Genomic DNA, 16788 nt, shown 5'->3' with positions numbered 1-16788 from the left:
CCGACGATGTAGAAGAATAATCNAAATTTTGCTACGTCTGTCCATATATCACTTTCAAATACTTCTCGACTCATCTGGAATGCGCCCTTCATTTGTTACACCTCTTACTTTTTAAAATCGGTTAAAACGGTAAATCGTCGTCACTAATATCTATTGGCGTTCCCGTGCTGAATGGATCGCTATTACCTTGCTGACGGCTGTTTTGCGGGTTAGGTTGATGATTGCTTTGATTCACGTTTGATTGCTGTTGTGGGGCTTCCTGTGAGCTTCTAGGCTCTAAAAACTGTACGGATTCAGCAAGTATTTCTGTCACGTAGACACGTTTACCGTCGTTCCCCTCGTAGTTTCGCGTTTGCACCTTGCCATCAACACCTGCTAGGCTACCTTTTTTCAGGAAGTTGGCGACATTTTCGGCGGGTTTACGCCAGACAACGCAATTAATGAAATCAACTGGTTGCTCTCCGTTTGCGGTTTTATAGTTTCTGTTAACAGCTAAAGTAAATGTAGCTACTGCGTCACCTGCTGGCGTGTACCTTAGCTCCGGGTCTTTTGTTAATCTGCCTACTAGTACAACTCTATTCATCATTTTGTGTTTGCCCCTCTTTCGCTTTCGCAATTAGTTCTTGCATTGTTTTAATCATGTTATTCACTTGTATTAACGTTGCATTTCCAATACTTTCAACCTTTGCTTTACCTTTAATAAAGTCTTTTATTTCCGCCTCGTCTCCGCCTTTTAATTCAGCATATTCTTTGAACATGGCATGTAACTTTGCTATTTTTTCTTTTGTCGCCATTGCTAGCGGTTGAGGGTTGTTGTTCTTTTGTTTTTGAACACCGCTTGCAGCGTTCCCATCGTCATCATCATCGCTTGCTATACCAAACGCGGCTGAAAGGGTATATCTTCTTGCGTACGTCAAAGCGCTACCTGCGCCTTGTGCCGTGTTTTTGTCAACAGGTAAGAGAAATGGATCAAACTCAATAAATTCACCGCTAGAATGGCTAATAATCGTTTTTATCCCAACTTTATTTTCTTCCGCAAGTGGGATTTGAATATATGATAAACCTAACGCATGCGCCTTGTTTTTTATTGCTGATATCACATTTTCAAGAGGGACGTATTTACTTTTAAAAAACGGGTTATTCGCAGTCTTTGCGGGCTGTTCTACACTCTCTTGAAACTCTGCTAAAGATTTGCTCAACTCTGTGATCGTTTCGCTCATTTTCATTTGAACCACCTCACACTATTCTTAGTGACCTTCCTTGCTGAATTTCCGCGCCATCTACTTCTTTTCCTGCCTTCAAATCCGCTAACAGTGCTTTCTTATCCAATTTTTTAGGCTGCTCAACCAAATAAGCGCCTAACTTGCTTTCATCCTCTACACGTACGCTTTTCGGGTTATTCTGAATACGTATCGTTAGATGCTGGCCCGTCACTTTATCTGTACCAACCTTCTCTAATTCATCTTTCAAATAGCGTTTCATGCCGTCAATGTTATTTTTCATAGCGCTTTTTCTATCTGACATACGTTTGATTTCAACTTCTAAGCCAGCAATCTCTGCTTCTAACGTCTTGATAACTTTAGCGGTGTTCTCCGCCTTGATTTCAATACTCTCTGTTATCGCGTCTAATGTGTCCTTTAAAGTCTCCACTTCTAACTGTTCTGCAATGTCTAATACATTTTTATAACGCTCTGTTAACTCATATAATTTCATTTTGTCACGCTCTTTTCTTGGAATTTTTTATCAAGCTGAAAATATATGTCGATCATTTCGTTGTATACCGATGAACCTTCTAACGCCTGCTTATGACGCTTGAGCCAGTTATATACTGTGCTGATTTCCTCGTATTCGTGAATCGTCGTCTTAAATCCGTGGTGCATCACTTCGAACCACATTGCTATCGCCTCCATTGCTTTTTTATGCGGGAGTATGTATAATAAAGTTATCTATTCTTATACATGCACTCCCTGTATGTGTTTCGCTCACTCTGTAAAGTGAGCTTTTTTTATTGCTCGTAGAAAACCATGGTTGTTAAACTTTAATCCGCATATCGTGCAAAACGCATGGTCCGACTTTATTTCCTCATTCCTGCATCTTGGACAACATAGTTTATCTTTAGCACAATGCCAGCAAATTCTCGTGTGCCCAGGTGGTTCTTGCCCTTCTAAAATGTCATCGAACATTGCTCCGCAACTCTCGCACAAAGTACCATCTAAATGCATATCTGTTATTTCACCCATGTTTATAACCTCCTCAAATGGCTTATCGTGTCGTTTAAATGGCTGTATAGCTACTTTATCTTCTGAAACGTCGTATCTTTCTATTAAAATATCCGCTATTTTACGATGCACTTTGTCCGTCCGTTTCACTCTCAATTCGTCCATTCTCTTCACGTCCTCTCAAATCTTCCATATACTCGTCATGCCACGCTTGGCTGTTGCGGTTGCGTAACTCCCAGTACTCTTCATTTGCCATTAAATTCTCAACTGATCCTGCGTACATCTGTTTCACCTCACAATTTATTTATCACCGTTACACCTACCATCAGAACGAAGGCGGATAGCACGATGGCCGCAATCACTAGCAACCATATTTTCGTATCTTTCGCCAGTTTAATGTCCCCATTCTCGTCCTCATGTCCGCAAAAGAAAAAGTTTACTAGTGCTGAAAACATTGCTCTACCTCCTCGTATTCTTGCGATTCTAGGTACTCTACGTATTTTTGAAATGTGTGATAACCGGTTGCCATAAGCGGAACTTCGCTTGATATCTCGTTGAATTTAACCGTTCCAGTTACATAATTCAGAATAATGGTGCTGTCACCTGTCTTGCGTTTGCGCCTAAACGTCCTCATTTTCCACTTCGTCATACGCATATCCATCCGCCTTTCTCTTAGCTTTGTCACTTAAGAAAAGGTTAAAATACATCATTGCTAGTGCGAAACCTCCGATAAAGCCTAGTATCCCGTTAAGCATCTTCATCAACTCCAATGCTGTCTAAGTCTATCTCTTTGATTGCTTCTATATCAGATAAATCGTAACCTTCGTATTTTGCTTTAAACTCCGTTAACGCTTCTTCTCGCACTTTTAAACGTGGCAATTTCAACGATGGTAATAATCCTTTATTCACTAATTTATATGCGTATTCACGACTAGTTTTAAGCTCTTTTGCAACTTCGTTCATTGTTAATAATTCGGGCATTACTCTCACCTCTCCGTTTATTAAATCCAGCCGGATTTCTCCCAAAACTTTTCACGTTCCAACACTTGTCTTTTTAAATCGATATTGTAACCCTCACTCATTATCGCTAATGTCGTGTTGATAATCGCTGATGCGTCTAACATTTCTCGCATTACATTTACAACGGTTTGCCGTTGCTCCGTGCTGATTTTAGCGGTAGGCGAAGCAAACGTATCTAATGACTGTTTAACACTCTCTACCGCCTCTGTAGCTTCCCTTGAGAAGTGATGAAGCAACGACATTTGATGTTTATCTACTTTTTCTAGTATGCAAGGCAATAACCCGCCTGAAAATTCGCGCAAAAGTCTAAAGCTCACTTCCGCATTGTTGTAATTATCCATATATGATTTAGCTACTTGCTTTGATACTTTTCGTTTGCCGTTCGCTTGCTGGCTTACTAGCGCTTGTGTTATATGATTGTCTATCGCTATTTCTTTTTGTTGATGCTCTCCTGTTAAAGTCTTTACAGCCTTCGCCGCGTATGCCGACTCTTTGATTGCGTTTGTCATTATTTTCTCCGTTCTGTTATTTAATTTACAGGCGCATAACACACCTTTTTGGTATGATTGTTTCAAGCCCTTTTATATAGATCGTCCGTTGTGGTAGGCGGGCGGTCAGTGTGATTTTAACCCTTTTTAACAATAGCGTTACTGTTAATCATTTCTTTGGTTGCCTGTAAAACGCATTCAGCTTGTTCTACTGTTAGTTCTTGCTCTGCAAGCACATTGCGTATAACTTGAGCTAATCCGCGTACAAGCTCGCCGTCCATCGATTCCGAATAATTAAATTGATATTCGTTATATTCAATCATAGCTTTCCTCCTTGTATATTATTCAGTTTCAACGTTCTCTTTATGTTCGCCTCTCCTGTTTGGTATGATTTGGATATGGAGGGGGTGAATAATAATGAATTTTGAAAAACTCTACTTAGATAAAGTTGAGCAAGCTCGTTCGAAAAAAGCGAAAGAAATACTAGAAACAAAAGGCGTTGATGTTAATTGCCCTAATTGTGACTCCAAAATCACAGTGAACTCATTAAACTATGAATGTCCGCATTGCAATAAATCGTTTGAAGTTGAATTTAATCACAATTAATTAGCATCAAGTTCAAAATCGACTTTAATATCTAGTTTAGCCAATTCATCTGCAAATGTTTTGGCTTGCTGGATATGAAACTTCACTTTGTCCGCAAGTAACTGTGCACGCTCGAAATCGTTCTCGTCTACCGTCGTTTTCACGTTGATGATTAGTTTATCGTCGCTTTGGTTTGTCATTTTGGCTCCTCCTATTGATGATAATTATTCTCGTTCATCTAAGGGTGTTTGTGTGTAAAGCTCCAGTAGATTAAATAACTGCACTTGCGTATCTTTTTCTAATTCTGTAAATGCGTTATAAGTATAAAAATCTTTGAGGAAAACAGGATTATTGTCTGCAAAGAAGTCAGCAACTGTTTTCCTACTCCTGACGCTTTTAATCGTGAAAAAACGGCCGTTTGTTATTGATTCCTTCATTTCAAAACCTAATGCGTTTATTCTTGCCTTGAACTCATTTGTTCTCATTTTGTTCCTCCTCATGTCAATTTGTATTTATCGCTACAGCCCATTCTAAAGATTCTTCGGCTGGCATTTTAATTACAAACTTACTATAGGTAACGATTCGCTCATTTTGTGTTGTTTTGATAATAATAATCGTGCTGAATAATTTCCTCCTAGATGCTATGATACGCCCGACCATTCCAGCTTTATAACCTTTCGCTATAACTACTGTATCGCCAATTTTAAACCCATATTTCCATGCCATTTCGTTCCTCCTCACATCATATTTAGGCTTCTTGATAGGTGGATTGTTTTTCTTTCAAAAATCTATTTACAAAGTACAGTTGGCCTTTTCCGGTTACTTTCGGAGTCTTGCCAATTGTTATTGAACCATCTGAACGGGTGATAGATGTTTCAATGATTTCAAACCAACCGCGTTCCATACTGTATTGTGTCGGCATATTCCAATCTGTCCCCTGGCGTTTGATTAAATAGTTATTAGTGCGCATCCACTCAAATAGTCTTTGTTGTCCTATATCGATGCCGTTTTGCTTAAGGATTTTTGCTAGCTCTCTGATTAAAATAGATGTTTTGCTTGTTGATACAGCGTCTGCGAATAATACTTTTGGTCTTTGTTGTTCGATTACTTCTAGCGCGCGTTTCTTTTCTTCCTGCTCTTCAATCCATTTTTTCGCCCTTGCTACTGGATCTTCAATCATGTAAGAGAATGACGGATTACTGGCCAACTTCCGCGCCTGCTTTTCTACTTCAATAAAGTATTTTCGAATCGCTCGGCCTTGTTCATTATTTTCAACCATAGCAAGTTCTTTACCAGAATCGAGAGTGAAAATATAATCAATAGATTTTGTTCCTCCGATTGCTCGTTTCTCAGTTTTGAGAAGTGAGAAAAAATCTTCATTCTCTACAAAGTTATATTGTTTTATACGTCGTTTAATCCAATCAGCGAATTTAGTTGTAGTCATTAATCGCTCATGTAATAATCGAGCGTTAACAAACTTATCTCCGTTCTCATTTTCTAGAACTGGTAACATTTCATTTGCGATTACTTTTAGATTATTCATTGTTTACCTCCTTTAATATGTTGTTGAATTCGAAACTAACTTTTAAAAAAAATCGTCAACTTTAACATTTAACACTTCTGCAATTTTTATAGCTTCTTCAAAATAGAAGTCTCTTCCTTTTTTTCTATTCACTTTCAAATTGAATAATGATCTATCCATATTTATCATTTCGGCTACCTCTGACTGTTTAAGACCGCTAGAAACGATTAATCCTTTCAATTTGAAATACGGTACATCATATTCATTTTTAACTAACATCGCTCCTCCTCCTTTCTTTAGTTTCGAAAACAACAACTAATGTAAATTCATAATAACTCAAAAAAGTTTCGAAGTCAACAACTTTAGTTTGTTTTTATTAAATTTGTGTTTCGTAATGACGTATATATGTTGCGATTACACAACTTTAAATGTATAATTATATAATCAGGAGGTTGTTCAAATGAGTATTGGAGAAGGTATAAAAGCAAGGCGTCTGCAAAGAGGCATGACACTAGAAGAACTAGCTGATGCTCTTAACGAAAAATTCCCTGGAGTTATCAATTTTAATAAAGGGAAATTGTCTAAATGGGAAAACGGCAAAGAGGAACCGCGTCTCTCGTCGATAAAATTGATTGCCGATTTTTTTAATATTACTATAGATGATCTATATAATAGCAAGGTCGAAGATTTATTTTCTGAACAAGAAGAAACAGACATACAAAAAGAAGTAGAGAGACTATTGAGCGATGTTAAAAAAGGAAATTACGTCCTTGAAGGTGAAGAACTTTCAGAGGACGCTAAAGAAAGTTTAAGAGGCGCTTTTGAAAACGCCGTTAGAACTGCTATACTTATAAATAGAAATACTAAGTAATAAGTTGCATCACTTTAAATTCTGTTTTAGAATTAAATATATCCTCCCCTCTCTTTTTTAGAATTTTACTCACTTTCTATTTTGAAGTTATCACTCTTTATATTAGAATGATTGATATGAGTACTTTCAAAAGGGGCGGTGGGAATCATGGATATTAACGAGCGCATTGTATTGTTTCGGAAACGTCAAGAAATTTCTCAAAAAGAATTAGCTAATATGATCGATGTTGATGATAGCACAATGAGCAAGATAGAAAACGGAACTCGTGCGCTACGTCATTTTGAAATAGAAAAGATAGCAGACGCGTTAAACGTATCAATAGAAGAACTTTTCGGACGTGCTAAAAAAACAAACGTTGATGTTATGCTGCTACGTTTTAATAACGGCTTGAACGACTTGGAAAAGAACAAGATTCTTTCCTTCGTAGATGGAGTAAATAGAAAATAACGACGCAACAAAGATGATAGGTATAAACGCTATGCGTTCATATAATAAAACATAAAAGGGGTAGAAGGAATGGAAGATGGAAAGGGAAATGTAGTTAACTTGAAAAACACTTTAGGAACAGCTGGTTTTGTTTTAGCTCTGATTGGCTTATTCACCGGATGGATACCTGTTCTAGGTTGGATTGTATGGATATTAGGGGCAGTTTTTTCTATCATAGGTCTGTTTAAGAAGCCTAAAGGATTAGCGATTGCAGGTACGATTATTTCTGCCGTAGGAGTTACTTTGTTAATAATTTTTGCAACTATAGGATTATCTTTAGGTGATGATACGAAAGCTACTAATGATTACAACTCAACGGACGCGGAAGAGAAAAAGAAAGAGGAAGATCTTGAAAAAGAATATGCTGAATCAAAAAAAGGTCCTTCCTTTAAAGAAAATATATTAAAAAATGACGATATCGAACTTACTATAACAAACCATAAAATAATTCCAGTTGGACAGAAAGGTAATGAGTATGGCGATAAACCAATCATCGCTTTCTGGTATAACGTGAAAAATGTATCTGGTAACGAAGTAGACCCAAGCACTTCCTGGATATTAAATATTAAGGCTTTTCAAGATAATAACTCCGACACCATTAACGAACTCAACATAGGCATGCTTCCTGATGAACAATTCACTGATTCACAAATGGAAAATATAAAAAAAGGCGGCACTGCGAAAAATGCAGTATCATATGAACTTGATGACGAAACCACCCCGGTTGAATTGGTTTATGCGAACATGGTTTCAGATGAAGAATATGGCCGGTTGAAATTCGAAATCAAATAAAGAAGAATTGCCCAGACCGGGCTTTTCTTTGAACCTAAAATAGAACATATGTACGTTTTTGGAGGGGTGATTTTTATGTAAATAAACTTTTTGTACACAATTAACAAAGGAAATAAACGGGAACGGTGGGAAATTATGAAACAGTTAGTTGATTTGATTCACGAGTTTGGCTCAGCAGATATTATCGAAATATCTCGCAACTTGAATATGCAGATTATCGATTTCAATCTTAATAAGGAAATCGATGCAATACTTACATGCATAGATAATCATACAAAAATACTAACTTGTTCCGCAACGTTGACGAATGAAAGAAAACAATATGTATTGAGATACATGGTTAACATGATGATACTTATACCTAACAATAAGACGATTATTTTAATGTCTAAACAGATGAATGAAGGGATTTGTTGATATGCAAGGTGGTGTAAGAAAGCGCGGAGATAGCTGGTACTATTATTTTGAGGCTGGCCGTGTTGACGGCAAACGGAAAAAGATTGAGCGCAAAGGCGGCAACACAAAGAAAGAAGCCTTATCTAATTTAAGAAAGGCGCTAGATGAATTCGAAAACGGCGGTTCTTTCGTGGATCAATCAGAAATAAGCGTAGCAGATTATTTTGACTACTGGTATGAGAACTACGTCATGATTAATTTAAAATATAACTCTCAAGTATCCTATAAAAACATTATTGATAATCATATTAAAGATAAGTTCGGACACTACAAACTTAAGGCGATACAGCCGGATGTCTTGCAGAACTTTTTAAACAAGAAATTATTAGCCGGCTTTACAAAAAATACAATCAGCGGTTTTTATGGAGTGCTGTCTAAAGGTTTTAAAATGGCTGTTCATCCATATAAGTACATTAAAGAAAATCCAATGCAGTATGTGACACTACCTAAAAAGCCTAACAATAAAAATGAGATTGTGCGAAAATCGGATGATTTAAAAGTTATTTCCTTAAAGGATTTCAACAAAATAATTGAACGCTTTCCAGCTACGACAACCTACTACATCCCTTTGCAAATAGGATTTCATACTGGTATGCGCATTGCCGAGGTTTGCGGTTTGACGTGGGATTGTGTTGATTTAGAAAAGGGAGAAATACACGTAGAAAAAATATTAGTTTTGCATGGAAATGTACCGAAGTTCGGAACGCCGAAAACTAAAGGCTCTATTCGGACCATCAAAATAGGCAAGACTCTAATTGATATTCTAACTACACACAAAGAGCAGCAAGAAAAGAATAAAAAGAAATACCGCGAGTATTATACTCAAAATAATTTTGTATGTACGATGGAAAACGGAACGCTCGTAACTCAAAATACAATGAAGTATTTGAGTCGAGTTGTGAACTATGACCTTGGTATTAAGTTTAATTTCCATTCTCTGCGTCACACACACGCTACGATGCTTATAGAAAGCGGAGCTAACACTAAAGGTGTTCAAGTTCGTTTAGGGCATTCTAGGCACTCTACAACGGTAGATACCTACTCTCATGTTACGCCAAAAATGGCAGATGACACCGTAGATATTTTTGAAAATAAGATAAAATAATGCCACCGACCTTCAATAGGCGGTGGCATGAGGGTGGGAAATGGTGGTTTTCCATCCTCTTATAACCTTGAAAAGCGTTACGATTTAAGCGTTAGCACAGTCACACACTCGACATGTGCTGTGTGCGGGAACATGTCTAGCGGTTGGATATATTTCACATTATATTTTTTAGATAAAATCTGAATATCGCGTGCAAGTGTCGATGGGTTACACGATACGTAGACAATTTGTTTGGCATTCGTGCGCAGAATCGATTGCAATAACTGATCTTCACAGCCAACGCGTGGCGGATCGACAACAATGGCATCTGGTTTGAAACCGGCTTTGATCCATTTCGGGAATACTTCTTCGGCTTTTCCGGTTTCGAAGCTGACGTTTGTTATCCCTGCGCGTTCAGCATTTGCTTTGGCGTCCTCGATGGATTCAGCGATGGTATCCATGCCGCGCACTTCTGCTGCTCGTTTCGCCAAGGAAAGCCCGATTGTTCCAACTCCACAGTAGGCATCGACAATTTTTTCGTTACCTGTCAGGCGGATGGCACGCGCTACTTCGCGGTAGAGCTTCTCTGTTTGCGATGGGTTCAATTGGAAAAAGGCACGTGCGGAAAGATCGAATTCGATTTCGCCTAACTTCTCGGTAATTTTTTCTTCCCCTGCAAGGAAGAGCGTCTCTTCGCCGAAAATCAAGGACGTCTTCGCTTGATTCACGTTTTGCATGATCGACACGATTTCTGGGAACGCTGTTTGGATGCGCTCCAACAACTCGCGTTTGCGTGGTAGTTTCTTGCTGTTCGTAACTAGGACAAGCTGGATTTCGCCGGTTTTAATCCCCGTGCGAACGACGATTGTCCGGACAATGCCGCTATTACGTTGTTCTTCGTAGATTGGAATCTCGAGTTCTTCCAGTAAATCGCGTACAAAATTAGTGACTTTGACCGTGTCTGGGTGTTGCACGACACAATTTTCGATTGGAACTAGTTCGTGGCTTTCCGCGCTAAATAGGCCTGCTTCGACCACATCATCGATTTCCCGCACTTGGAATTGGCTTTTATTGCGGTAGCCCCAAGGATTTCCCATACCGATTGTGTCGCGAATCTTGATTTGTTCTAGGTGGAAACGTGTATGTTTTTCGATGGATTGCACGATGAGGTCCTTTTTCATTTTCAGTTGCTCTGGATACGATAAATGTTGTAATTGACACCCACCACATGCATCGTAGACGGGGCATGGTGGTGTCACGCGGTGTGGTGATTTTTTACGGATTTTGCGGATTTTTGCTTCGGTGTAGCGTGGATTGACTTTGGTAGCTTCCACCACGACTTCTTCTCCTGCTAAGGCGCCGGTTACGAACACGACGGATCTTTTGAAATAGCCGATTCCTTCGCCGTTAATACCAATCCGTTTAATCGTTAGCGGGAATTGTTGACCTTCTGTTACTGGATTTTCGCTCAAAATAATTCTCTCCTTATGGCCCGGTTAATTAATCTCCCCGACCAGCTTTTTCTGCTTCACTATGCTAAGTGTGGCATTGATTTCGCCACCAATCATCAAAATCGTTCCTGTTAAATAAAACCATAACATCAAAATAATAATCACGCCGATACTGCCATAAGTCGCAGAGTAATTGGCAAAGTTGTTCACGTAATAGGCGAATCCGATTGAGGCTGCTGCCCAACCAACTGTGGAAAAAACCGCACCTGGCAAAATGCTAAACAGGCTACTTCTCCGGTTCGGTGCAATCCAAAAAATAAAGGAAAACACGATAAAAATAACGGCTAGCGTCACGACCCAGCGGAAGTTATTCCAAATATCGAGCGTATCTTGGGACACATTCAGATGATTAAAAATAAACAATCCGATTTGCTGTCCGAAAACGACGAGAAGTAGCGTCACGACAACAACTGCAAGCATACCCATTGTAAAAACCATCGACAACAGGCGTTTGACAAAATAGTTCCGGCGATCCTGCACGCCATACGCTTTATTCAATGCTTTCGTCGTCGCATTCATGCCATTAGAAGCCGACCACAACGTCCCGATAATCCCGACAGAAAGCGCTCCACCCGAATTACTATTCAGAAGTTGATCCAGATTATTATTAATAAAATCATAAATTTCTTCTGGAACAAACTGCTTAATCGTTGTAAATAACTGGTCTTGATCAATGTTGAAATACGGAAGCAGCGAGGCAACAATTAGTAAAATCGGAAAAATGGAAAAGAGCATATAATACGCTAATTGCGAGGCGCTTCCGGATACATCATTTTTCGTAAATCTAGCCCCAACGGCCATACCAAAACGAACAAGGCGGATATCTTGTATTTTTTTTAACATCGGTATCCCCTTTCTTCTTAAAATAGACGCTAATTGTGGCGTCACTCCAAACTATGTGCTACAATTTTTGAAAGTTGAAAAGGAGTGTCTCACATGAACTTAGAAAATCCAACGCAAGAAAATGTTGCGTATATGTTAAATGAAATTACTGCTAAACTAAAAATGGTTAATGCTTCCGTCTTCGAAAACTTGACCTTGGAAGCCATCCATTATGATTCTCTGCTGGATATTTACACGCTGATTCATCGCAAAAACAACATCAGTATGCGTGAAATGCAACTTTTTGCAGAAGAGTTAAGCACTATTCGGAAATAACACCGCTCACGTAATCCACCAAGTCGCGCATATCGAATATTTTTGTAGGTGCACCAGCAAGCGTCGTCGGCTGGTGCGCTGTTTTTTGTTCGTAATCGCGCCCAATCCCAATAAATTCCTCGCTATTAGACGTTATTTCATCATAGCTTTGCCAAACCTTCTCGCCGCCAACCATAATTGGCGACTTTTCTTGTTGAATTCGGAAGGCTTTGGCGCGATGCTCGGCAAGGTGTAGCGATGTGTTTTTATTGTGGTCGACGCCGAACAGGACAATTTTTGCGTGCAGTTCGTATAATCGTGCTAGCGGGGATTGCTCGCCGAATCCGAAATTTAGCGCATGCTTTTCCGTAATGAAAGCTGAGTCGCTTCCCCAGGCGCAAAAAGAATATTTCGGATGCGAACTTCGCTTCACGTTCGCCATTTTGCGGAATGTTTCTGGAATCACGCCCATGAAAAAAGTCGGCGTTTCATCTGGATTATACGCAGGCATTTCCTCATAAATCGTTGGCCACCACTCTTTTGGTACCGCTGGGTTTCGCCATTTGGCTGGGTCTGACACATTCGTACTTTGCGACGCCATCACTAGATTCCCCGATTCGGTTATCGCCTTTTGAAAAGCTTTAATAATCGCGACATCGCCTCCGCAAACCCAGCCAGCTTGACCGAGCGCAGCATGCAAAATCACTGTATCTCCTTTTGCAATACCAAGATTATGTAATTCCTCGCAAATCGATGCCACCGTATGCGGCGTCTTCGTTTTGCGAATCGCTTTCTTCTCTCCCATAGCCATTCTCCCTTTACCTCTCGAAAAAATTTAGGTGTGTCGCGTTCTTGGCAACACACCTACGTCTTATTTAGTCATTTTCACCTTGATACGTCAAAATTTCTGGGCCGTCTGCCGTAATCGCAATCGTGTGCTCGTACTGTGCGGAAAGTGAACCGTCTGCTGTGCGTGCTGTCCAACCATTGTCATCCATTTTCGCTTTCCAGCCGCCTGTGTTAACCATCGGCTCAATCGTGATAACCATGCCCTCTTTCAAGCGTGGACCTTTGCCTGCTGCGCCGAAATGTGGCACTTCTGGTTTTTCGTGTAGTGTCGGACCTACGCCGTGACCGATAAATTCGCGGACAACCGCCAGTTTCTCAGCCTCTACATAGGTTTGAATCGCATGACCAATATCGCCAATACGGTTCCCAACTTGTGCTTGTTCGATACCAAGGTACATCGATTTGCGTGTCACTTCCATCAAACGCTCAGCTTCTGGTGAAACTTGTCCAACGCCATATGTCCAGGCTGAATCGGCAAGCGCACCGTGGAAATTAACAACCATATCCACCGTGATAATATCGCCTTCGTTCAGCATTTTCTTCCGCGGAAAACCGTGACAAATCTCGTCATTGATACTCGCACATGTCGCAAACTCATAGCCTTCAAAACCTTTTTGTTCTGGTGTCGCGCCTTGTTTACGCAGGAATTCTTCTGTAAATACTTCGATATCCCAGCTCGTAATCCCAGGCTTAATAAGTTTCTTGATCTCTTTATGTGTCGCGACAAGGATTTCTCCTGCACGTTTCATTTCGTCGATTTCTCGTCTTGATTTTAATGTAATCATTTTTTCCATCCCTTCTCTTCCCAGCTATCGATTCCTTTGATTTTGCCGTAGCCAGAAATTCTCACTTCTACCATTATAGCTTTATTCGCCTCATTTTGAAAGTATGAATGTGACGTTTTTGCTAAATTTAACGGAATTTCTTGCAGTTTTTCTGAAATTCTTTATAATGGAAGTATTAGTGATTGATGAAACAAGCATATTCCGCGTTCGCAAGTGTGCTTTTTTTAGCGTATTAACTTAGAACTCATAGAAAGAAATGGTGATGTAAATAATGGCAAAAGTTATGATCGTATATGCCAGCATGACTGGTAATACAGAAGAAATTGCAGATATCCTTGGCGAAGAACTAGAGAAATACGATATTGAGGTCGAGATCGAGGAATGCATCTCTGTCGAACCTGAGAAATTACTAGAATATGATGGCGCGCTCATCGGCGGTTACACGTACGATGATGGTGAACTTCCAGATGAATTCGTGGATTTCTACGAAGATATGTCTGATGTGGACTTTTCCGGCAAGGTCTGTGCTTCTTTCGGATCTGGCGACACATTCTACGACGAGTTCTGCTTAACGGTTGATCTTGTTGAGAAACGCTTGAAAGAGCAAGGCGCAACAGTCCCTGTAGAAGGCTTAAAAGTGGATTTAGATCCCGATGAAGATGATGTGGTTCGTGCAGAAGCTTATGCGAAAACCTTTGCGGATGCCCTACTTGGGAAATAATTTCCGACATCGAATAAATGAAATCTCCCAAAATGCCTGGCTATCGCGTTGATAGTTAGGCATTTTTTTGATAGCTAAAATAATTTTAAAAACGTTTTTTAAGTTTAGCTAATTTGTACTGTATCCGACTCTATACCAGTCGTTTCAAGCTTTTTTCCGCTCTATTTAAAAATGGTTTCTCGCCCTATTTCTGCCCTTGAAAATGACGTAACCCGTCGCATAAAGCTATTTCTATCTGTCTTTGTAGAGTAGACGCTCTGATGAGGATATGTTACTGTTAATTGACCTACAATTTTAAGGAGTGTTACGATGACTTTTAATGAATTTTCTGAATATATGTCTGAGAACTTGACAACCAAAGATAGCTTTTACCAAAAGGCACTCGAATTTCAAAATGAGAAAAATAAGAAACGACCGCCAGCAAAGCGTTGGAAAGACACGAAACTAGATCGCGCAGTGAATGCGATGTGGCAAGATATCATGAAAACAATGTATGACAAAATCAAGCCGTCGATTAAACGCGATGCCCCTGATTTACACCAAGCTTGGCTAGATTACTTTGTGAAGTACAATATTTTAGAGTCGATGGATGAAGCACTTTCGGAGATTGAATTTGATTAGTCTAAAAGCCGCCTCTATGACTCCAAACCTCAGCGTGCCGACAAACGCTTAGTTTCTAGGCAAAAGGGAGTACCAGCGCGGAGCGTACTAGAGTACGTGAGCACTGGAACGGAGCTTTTAACGACGAAAATGAGTGTTTGTCGGCACGCTGAGGATACTGCGCTTTGTCCGTATTGTATGATTGATTCGGTATTGCCTGAATCAGACATACTACCGCTCAGTCGGGAATTTTTAAACGATATGCATCAGCAGTGGTTTGGATAGACTTTCCTTAGCCGTTGCAAACAGTTGCTTTACGCGTTTTTTTAAGATACAATGCTTTTATTGAATAGAAGAGGGGTGCTACATATGTCAACATTTAATGAGAAATTAGAAAAGTATGCAGAATTAATCGTCAAGGTCGGAGTGAACGTCCAACCTGATCAAAAAGTAGTGATTAATAGTTCCGTCGAGAGCGCACCGCTAAGCCGTCTAATTACGAAAAAAGCTTATGAAGTTGGAGCTAGCGATGTTATTATCAACTGGGCAGACGAAGAAATCACGTTACTTCGCTACCAAAATTCACCGATTGAGATTTTCGAGAAAGCAGCGCTTCACCGTGCCGCAGAACGCATTGAATTGGCTCACGAAAATGCCGTTTTTATCTCGATTGTTTCGGAAAATCCAGATTTACTAAAAGGTGTCGATGGTAAAAAAATCGCGGCGAACCAAAAAGCAATGGGTCAAGCTTTGGAAGAATTCCGCCAAATGATTCAGTCTAATGCAATCAGCTGGACGGTTGTCGGCGCAGCTTCTGAAGGCTGGGCAGCGAAGGTATTCCCTGATTTACCACACGCAGAACAAGTTCCCGCGCTTTGGGAAGTTATTTTTGAGACAACGCGTATGAATACGGCAGATCCAATTCAAACATGGAAAAATCATGATGAAACGCTAAATAATAAAGCTGCTTATCTGAATGAACAACAATATTCGGCACTTCACTATACGGCACCAGGAACTGATTTAACGATTGGTCTTCCTAAAGATCACGTATGGGTCGGCGCTGGAAGCTACAATAAACAAGGCAAAGAATTCATGGCGAATATGCCTACCGAAGAAGTTTTCTCATGTGCTGAAAAAACGAGCGTGAACGGCTATGTATCTAGCACAAAACCACTAAGCTATGCTGGCAATATCATTGATAAGTTCAAAATCACGTTCAAAGATGGCCGTATCGTCGATGTTGTCGCGGAACAAGGCGAAGATATCCTGAAAGATTTAGTAGCAACGGATGAAGGTTCACATTATCTTGGCGAAGTAGCCTTGGTTCCAGACCCTTCCCCTATTTCTCAATCAGGAATCCTTTTCTACAACACGCTATTTGACGAAAATGCATCGAATCACTTAGCTATCGGAAGCGCGTATGCTTTTAATATTAAAGGTGGCGAAGATATGAGCCGCGAAGAACTAGAAAAAGCTGGTGTTAACTCAAGTATGACACACGTCGATTTCATGATTGGTTCGGATAAAATGAACATCGATGGCATTACGGCGAGCGGTGACAAAGTCCCTGTATTCCGCAACGGCGACTGGGCATTTTAATAGTACAATAATTGTTTACTAATTTATAACGAAGCCCATGGAAGAACTGTTTCATGGGCT

At 40.0% G+C, this 16788-nt stretch carries 29 protein-coding genes; 10 read left to right on the top strand and 19 right to left on the bottom strand.

Annotated features, from left to right (window positions below; genetic code table 11):
* Positions 1 to 121: 121 nt before the first annotated feature.
* From ssb to DUK53_RS15125, 10 genes are all read right to left on the bottom strand, one after another.
* Positions 122 to 586, bottom strand: a complete 465-nt coding sequence (gene ssb / locus DUK53_RS15155) for a single-stranded DNA-binding protein (RefSeq protein WP_124893026.1) — start codon at positions 584 to 586, stop codon at positions 122 to 124.
* On the bottom strand, positions 576 to 1226 hold the full coding sequence (locus DUK53_RS15150; RefSeq protein ID WP_124893024.1) for an ERF family protein: 651 nt from the start codon (positions 1224 to 1226) through the stop codon (positions 576 to 578). The genes ssb and DUK53_RS15150 overlap by 11 nt, the downstream gene beginning before the upstream one ends.
* Before the next feature lie 10 nt (positions 1227 to 1236).
* The gene (locus DUK53_RS15145) at positions 1237 to 1713 is read right to left on the bottom strand and encodes a siphovirus Gp157 family protein (protein ID WP_124893022.1); all 477 of its coding nucleotides are present in this window, start codon (positions 1711 to 1713) and stop codon (positions 1237 to 1239) included.
* Positions 1710 to 1895, bottom strand: a complete 186-nt coding sequence (locus DUK53_RS15140; RefSeq protein WP_036130656.1) for a hypothetical protein — start codon at positions 1893 to 1895, stop codon at positions 1710 to 1712. Before DUK53_RS15140 ends, DUK53_RS15145 begins: the two co-directional genes overlap by 4 nt.
* 445 nt (positions 1896 to 2340) lie before the next feature.
* Positions 2341 to 2502, bottom strand: a complete 162-nt coding sequence (locus DUK53_RS17585) for a hypothetical protein (RefSeq protein ID WP_156110580.1) — start codon at positions 2500 to 2502, stop codon at positions 2341 to 2343.
* Between the two features lie 10 nt (positions 2503 to 2512).
* The gene (locus DUK53_RS17580) at positions 2513 to 2674 is read right to left on the bottom strand and encodes a hypothetical protein (protein ID WP_156110579.1); all 162 of its coding nucleotides are present in this window, start codon (positions 2672 to 2674) and stop codon (positions 2513 to 2515) included.
* Positions 2675 to 2839: 165 nt separating this feature from the next.
* Positions 2840 to 2974: a hypothetical protein gene (locus tag DUK53_RS17950; RefSeq protein WP_255309554.1), complete on the bottom strand. Its 135-nt coding sequence runs from the start codon at positions 2972 to 2974 to the stop codon at positions 2840 to 2842.
* Positions 2967 to 3200 (bottom strand): helix-turn-helix domain-containing protein, encoded by a 234-nt coding sequence (locus DUK53_RS15135; protein ID WP_036130654.1) that lies wholly within the window; start codon positions 3198 to 3200, stop codon positions 2967 to 2969. The genes DUK53_RS17950 and DUK53_RS15135 overlap by 8 nt, the downstream gene beginning before the upstream one ends.
* A 20-nt stretch (positions 3201 to 3220) precedes the next feature.
* On the bottom strand, positions 3221 to 3748 hold the full coding sequence (locus DUK53_RS15130; RefSeq protein WP_124893020.1) for a hypothetical protein: 528 nt from the start codon (positions 3746 to 3748) through the stop codon (positions 3221 to 3223).
* Between the two features lie 116 nt (positions 3749 to 3864).
* Complete coding sequence (locus DUK53_RS15125) at positions 3865 to 4050, bottom strand: hypothetical protein (protein ID WP_103035014.1); 186 nt, start codon at positions 4048 to 4050, stop codon at positions 3865 to 3867.
* A gap of 94 nt (positions 4051 to 4144) precedes the next feature.
* Here DUK53_RS15125 and DUK53_RS15120 point away from each other — a divergent pair, with 94 nt between their 5' ends.
* On the top strand, positions 4145 to 4333 hold the full coding sequence (locus DUK53_RS15120; protein WP_103035015.1) for a hypothetical protein: 189 nt from the start codon (positions 4145 to 4147) through the stop codon (positions 4331 to 4333).
* Here DUK53_RS15120 and DUK53_RS15115 read toward each other — a convergent pair.
* From DUK53_RS15115 to DUK53_RS15095, 5 genes are read right to left on the bottom strand one after another with little or no spacing between them, the layout of a single operon-like run.
* Positions 4330 to 4512: a hypothetical protein gene (locus DUK53_RS15115; protein WP_103035016.1), complete on the bottom strand. Its 183-nt coding sequence runs from the start codon at positions 4510 to 4512 to the stop codon at positions 4330 to 4332. The genes DUK53_RS15120 and DUK53_RS15115 overlap by 4 nt on opposite strands.
* Before the next feature lie 24 nt (positions 4513 to 4536).
* The gene (locus tag DUK53_RS15110) at positions 4537 to 4797 is read right to left on the bottom strand and encodes a hypothetical protein (RefSeq protein ID WP_103035017.1); all 261 of its coding nucleotides are present in this window, start codon (positions 4795 to 4797) and stop codon (positions 4537 to 4539) included.
* A 16-nt stretch (positions 4798 to 4813) separates the two neighbouring features.
* Positions 4814 to 5038, bottom strand: coding sequence for a hypothetical protein (locus DUK53_RS15105; RefSeq protein ID WP_103035018.1), 225 nt, complete (start codon positions 5036 to 5038; stop codon positions 4814 to 4816).
* 22 nt (positions 5039 to 5060) lie between these two features.
* A complete protein-coding gene (locus DUK53_RS15100; protein ID WP_124893018.1) occupies positions 5061 to 5855 on the bottom strand; it encodes a phage antirepressor KilAC domain-containing protein in 795 nt (264 codons plus the stop codon).
* Positions 5856 to 5897: 42 nt separating this feature from the next.
* Entirely contained in the window at positions 5898 to 6113 is a 216-nt protein-coding gene (locus DUK53_RS15095) for a helix-turn-helix transcriptional regulator (protein ID WP_124893016.1), read from the bottom strand.
* A gap of 181 nt (positions 6114 to 6294) precedes the next feature.
* Between DUK53_RS15095 and DUK53_RS15090 the strand changes: the two genes are divergently transcribed.
* The 4 genes from DUK53_RS15090 (at position 6295) to DUK53_RS15075 (ending at position 9544) form a co-directional block, all read left to right on the top strand.
* Entirely contained in the window at positions 6295 to 6705 is a 411-nt protein-coding gene (locus DUK53_RS15090; protein WP_124893014.1) for a helix-turn-helix domain-containing protein, read from the top strand.
* 147 nt (positions 6706 to 6852) lie between these two features.
* The gene (locus DUK53_RS15085) at positions 6853 to 7152 is read left to right on the top strand and encodes a helix-turn-helix domain-containing protein (protein WP_124893012.1); all 300 of its coding nucleotides are present in this window, start codon (positions 6853 to 6855) and stop codon (positions 7150 to 7152) included.
* A 69-nt stretch (positions 7153 to 7221) separates the two neighbouring features.
* Positions 7222 to 7983, top strand: coding sequence for a DUF5067 domain-containing protein (locus DUK53_RS15080; RefSeq protein ID WP_124893010.1), 762 nt, complete (start codon positions 7222 to 7224; stop codon positions 7981 to 7983).
* Positions 7984 to 8401: 418 nt separating this feature from the next.
* Positions 8402 to 9544 (top strand): tyrosine-type recombinase/integrase, encoded by a 1143-nt coding sequence (locus DUK53_RS15075; protein ID WP_124893008.1) that lies wholly within the window; start codon positions 8402 to 8404, stop codon positions 9542 to 9544.
* 77 nt (positions 9545 to 9621) lie between these two features.
* Here the strand turns inward: DUK53_RS15075 and rlmD are convergent, their stop codons facing one another.
* Both rlmD and DUK53_RS15065 read right to left on the bottom strand, forming a co-directional pair.
* Positions 9622 to 10995 (bottom strand): 23S rRNA (uracil(1939)-C(5))-methyltransferase RlmD, encoded by a 1374-nt coding sequence (gene rlmD / locus DUK53_RS15070; RefSeq protein ID WP_124893006.1) that lies wholly within the window; start codon positions 10993 to 10995, stop codon positions 9622 to 9624.
* Between the two features lie 24 nt (positions 10996 to 11019).
* Positions 11020 to 11877, bottom strand: coding sequence for a YihY/virulence factor BrkB family protein (locus DUK53_RS15065; RefSeq protein WP_036092095.1), 858 nt, complete (start codon positions 11875 to 11877; stop codon positions 11020 to 11022).
* Between the two features lie 93 nt (positions 11878 to 11970).
* On the opposite strand from DUK53_RS15065, the gene DUK53_RS15060 reads away from it, so the two are divergent.
* On the top strand, positions 11971 to 12192 hold the full coding sequence (locus DUK53_RS15060) for a DUF1128 domain-containing protein (protein ID WP_036092093.1): 222 nt from the start codon (positions 11971 to 11973) through the stop codon (positions 12190 to 12192).
* On the opposite strand, the gene DUK53_RS15055 is transcribed toward DUK53_RS15060, so the two are convergent.
* Both DUK53_RS15055 and map read right to left on the bottom strand, forming a co-directional pair.
* Positions 12179 to 12976, bottom strand: coding sequence for an AAC(3) family N-acetyltransferase (locus tag DUK53_RS15055; protein WP_036092091.1), 798 nt, complete (start codon positions 12974 to 12976; stop codon positions 12179 to 12181). The two genes, DUK53_RS15060 and DUK53_RS15055, sit on opposite strands and share 14 nt — an antisense overlap.
* Positions 12977 to 13046: 70 nt before the next feature.
* Positions 13047 to 13805 (bottom strand): type I methionyl aminopeptidase, encoded by a 759-nt coding sequence (gene map, locus DUK53_RS15050; protein WP_036092154.1) that lies wholly within the window; start codon positions 13803 to 13805, stop codon positions 13047 to 13049.
* Between the two features lie 271 nt (positions 13806 to 14076).
* Between map and DUK53_RS15045 the strand changes: the two genes are divergently transcribed.
* The 4 genes from DUK53_RS15045 (at position 14077) to DUK53_RS15035 (ending at position 16728) form a co-directional block, all read left to right on the top strand.
* Positions 14077 to 14526: a flavodoxin gene (locus tag DUK53_RS15045; RefSeq protein ID WP_036062755.1), complete on the top strand. Its 450-nt coding sequence runs from the start codon at positions 14077 to 14079 to the stop codon at positions 14524 to 14526.
* 309 nt (positions 14527 to 14835) lie between these two features.
* Positions 14836 to 15147, top strand: a complete 312-nt coding sequence (locus DUK53_RS15040) for a hypothetical protein (protein ID WP_036092089.1) — start codon at positions 14836 to 14838, stop codon at positions 15145 to 15147.
* Positions 15148 to 15243: 96 nt separating this feature from the next.
* Positions 15244 to 15411, top strand: coding sequence for a hypothetical protein (locus DUK53_RS17575; RefSeq protein WP_156110575.1), 168 nt, complete (start codon positions 15244 to 15246; stop codon positions 15409 to 15411).
* 84 nt (positions 15412 to 15495) lie between these two features.
* A complete protein-coding gene (locus DUK53_RS15035; RefSeq protein WP_036092087.1) occupies positions 15496 to 16728 on the top strand; it encodes an aminopeptidase in 1233 nt (410 codons plus the stop codon).
* Positions 16729 to 16788: the final 60 nt, after the last annotated feature.

The organism is Listeria sp. SHR_NRA_18, from assembly GCF_003856515.1.
Taxonomy (GTDB): Bacteria; Bacillota; Bacilli; order Lactobacillales; family Listeriaceae; genus Listeria_A; species Listeria_A newyorkensis.
Note: the sequence above shows the minus strand (reverse complement) of the source record. Positions and strands in the feature narration are given on the sequence as shown.